The organism is Okeania sp. SIO2F4 (genome assembly GCF_010672385.1).
GTDB lineage: Bacteria > Cyanobacteriota > Cyanobacteriia > Cyanobacteriales > Microcoleaceae > Trichodesmium.
Genome location: NZ_JAAHGT010001216.1, coordinates 1 through 2,316, shown reverse-complemented (window position 1 = coordinate 2,316; position 2,316 = coordinate 1). Strand labels below are relative to the sequence as shown.

Annotated in this window: 3 protein-coding genes; 1 reads left to right on the top strand and 2 read right to left on the bottom strand. The window is 36.5% G+C overall.

Annotated features, from left to right (window positions below):
• The first annotated feature begins 359 nt into the window (after window positions 1-359).
• Complete coding sequence (locus F6K22_RS39025; RefSeq protein ID WP_293110325.1) at window positions 360-1,070, top strand: diacylglycerol/polyprenol kinase family protein; 711 nt, start codon at window positions 360-362, stop codon at window positions 1,068-1,070.
• A gap of 410 nt (window positions 1,071-1,480) precedes the next feature.
• Here F6K22_RS39025 and F6K22_RS39020 read toward each other — a convergent pair whose 3' ends face one another.
• Complete coding sequence (locus tag F6K22_RS39020) at window positions 1,481-1,630, bottom strand: isochorismate synthase (protein ID WP_293110323.1); 150 nt, start codon at window positions 1,628-1,630, stop codon at window positions 1,481-1,483.
• Window positions 1,631-1,791: 161 nt separating this feature from the next.
• Entirely contained in the window at window positions 1,792-1,941 is a 150-nt protein-coding gene (locus tag F6K22_RS39015) for a hypothetical protein (protein WP_293110322.1), read from the bottom strand.
• Between the last annotated feature and the right edge of the window lie 375 nt (window positions 1,942-2,316).

The following is a 2,316-nucleotide window of genomic DNA, read 5'->3' as shown; positions in this document are numbered from 1 at the left end:
CAATCATTGCCAAATCTTTCTAAATTCTTTCCCCCTCCTGACTCCTGACTCCTTGTCTAATTACACCAATGCTACCAGATTTGATCTCATATCTTGATTATGCAACGCCTTTTTTCTTTTATAGTGTCTATCAAGGGAATAGGGAGTAGGGAGTAGGGAGTAGGGGGTAGGGAGTAGTTCTCAATAGGAAAGGAATGGTAACAAAGAGTTTAATATTTATAATTCATATCTTGATTATGCAACGTTTTTTTTCTTTTATAGTGTCTATCAAGGGAGTAGGGAGTAGGGGGTAGGGAGTAGTTCTCAATAGGAAAGGAATGGTAACAAAGAGTTTAATATTTATAATTCATATCTTGATTATGCAACGTTTTTTTTCTTTTATAGTGTCTATCATCAGTACATTTCCCAATATTTGGCTCCAAGTTTCCCTAGTCGGGGCATGGTTAGGAATTATTTTAATCCTTGCCGAAGCACTTAACCGTTTTGCCAAAGTAGACCCAGAGATATCGCGAAAGGTCGTTCATATTGGCACAGGTAATGTAATTCTATTAGCTTGGTGGTTGGAAATTCCAGCCTGGGTAGGTATTACTGCGGGAATTCTCTCCGCAGCGATCGCCCTTATTTCTTACCAACTACCTATTCTTCCTAGTGTTAATAGTGTGGGGCGCAAAAGTTTAGGAACATTTTTCTACGCAGTTAGTATTGGTATTCTCATCGGTTGGTTTTGGTCTATCCAACAACCTCAATATGCTGCCCTTGGTATTTTAATTATGGCTTGGGGTGATGGGTTAGCTGCTGTTATTGGTCAAAATTTTGGCAAACATCCCTATCAAGTCTGGGGCATGAAGAAAAGTTGGGAAGGCTCCCTAACAATGTGTTTAGTTAGCTATACTGTTTGCAGTTTAATTCTTTTAGCAGTTCAAGGCAATATTTGGCAAACTTGGGTAGTTGCTATTCCGGTGGCGTTAGCTGCTACTTTATTAGAGACCTTATCAAAAATTGGTCTGGATAATTTGACTGTACCGTTAGGTAGTGCTGCTCTTTGCTTTGTTCTCAATCAATTTTTTTAGGTTTAGACCTCAACTATCTACAAGATGTCTACAATTGTTTTGGCTTGATCAAATTATTAGAACAAATTTACCCCATCTTTGCTGAGAGATGGGGTTTTAAACTGTTAACTATTTATTGCTTTTGTTGGTATTAAGAACAAACACCTATATTCTTCATCTAATAGTGGAGTTCTTCTGAAAGAGGCACGCCCCCTTGCAGGGAATGTTTACTTCAATCATCCTTTTCAAGCTTGGTATTAGAGTAGATTTTTCTACTGGCAACACAGAAGATAATTATCTTCTTAACCGCTTGAGAATAGGTAATCTCATTGAGGTCGTGACTGAAAAACTATAGTGCGCAAGGCAATTAATGGGGGCGTAGTTAAGATTTAAGATTACTCTGAATCTTCCAAATTACTCCGAGCTAACGACTAATCTGCCCAACTAGTTCCTTGATAAGGGTCTCCTTCAAAAGGTTGTACACCAATCATTGGATACATATCATCACTAGGACCAAAAATGCGACGAATAGCTTCTGCGATGTAAACAATGGTGTATTCAATAGATTTGAAAATATTCATAAATCCCACCTCTTTTTTGTTGTTCAAACTTTTTTCCTTTACTCTTTTGGAGACTAGGTAATCTCATTGAGGTCGTCACTGAAAAAGCATAGTGCGCGAGGCAATTAATAGGGGCGTAGTTAAGATTACTCTGAATCTTCCAAATTACTCCGAGCTAACGACTAATCTGCCCAAATAGGTCCTTGATAAGGGTCTCCTTCAAAAGGTTGTACACCAATCACTGGATACATATCATCACTAGGACCAAAAATGCGACGAATAGCTTCTGAGATATAAACAACAGCCTCTTCTATAGATTTGAAAATATTCATAATCCCACCTCTTTATTTGTTGTTCAAACTTTTTTCCTTTACGCTTTTACTCTAGCTTCTTCTTACCTAACTTGACTGTAGTTGTAATATTTGTTTGAAGCTTGTATTATTTCGTAATTATTCTCTAGAGGGATCAAGGTAAAATGTGAATATTTTAGGGTTTATTTTTACAAAAATTTACTTTAAGACTGTATTTTGGCTGAATTTATCTTTCTTTCAACCTAGATTAAAACTCACGGAATTACCCATCTTATTTTAACTTGTAGTATAGCATATTTACTCAATAAAATCATGTTTGGATAATCAGTTATAAACAAAATATTTTTGTAGAGACTTTCCATGGAACATCCCTACTTTACCGAATAATTAAGGTTA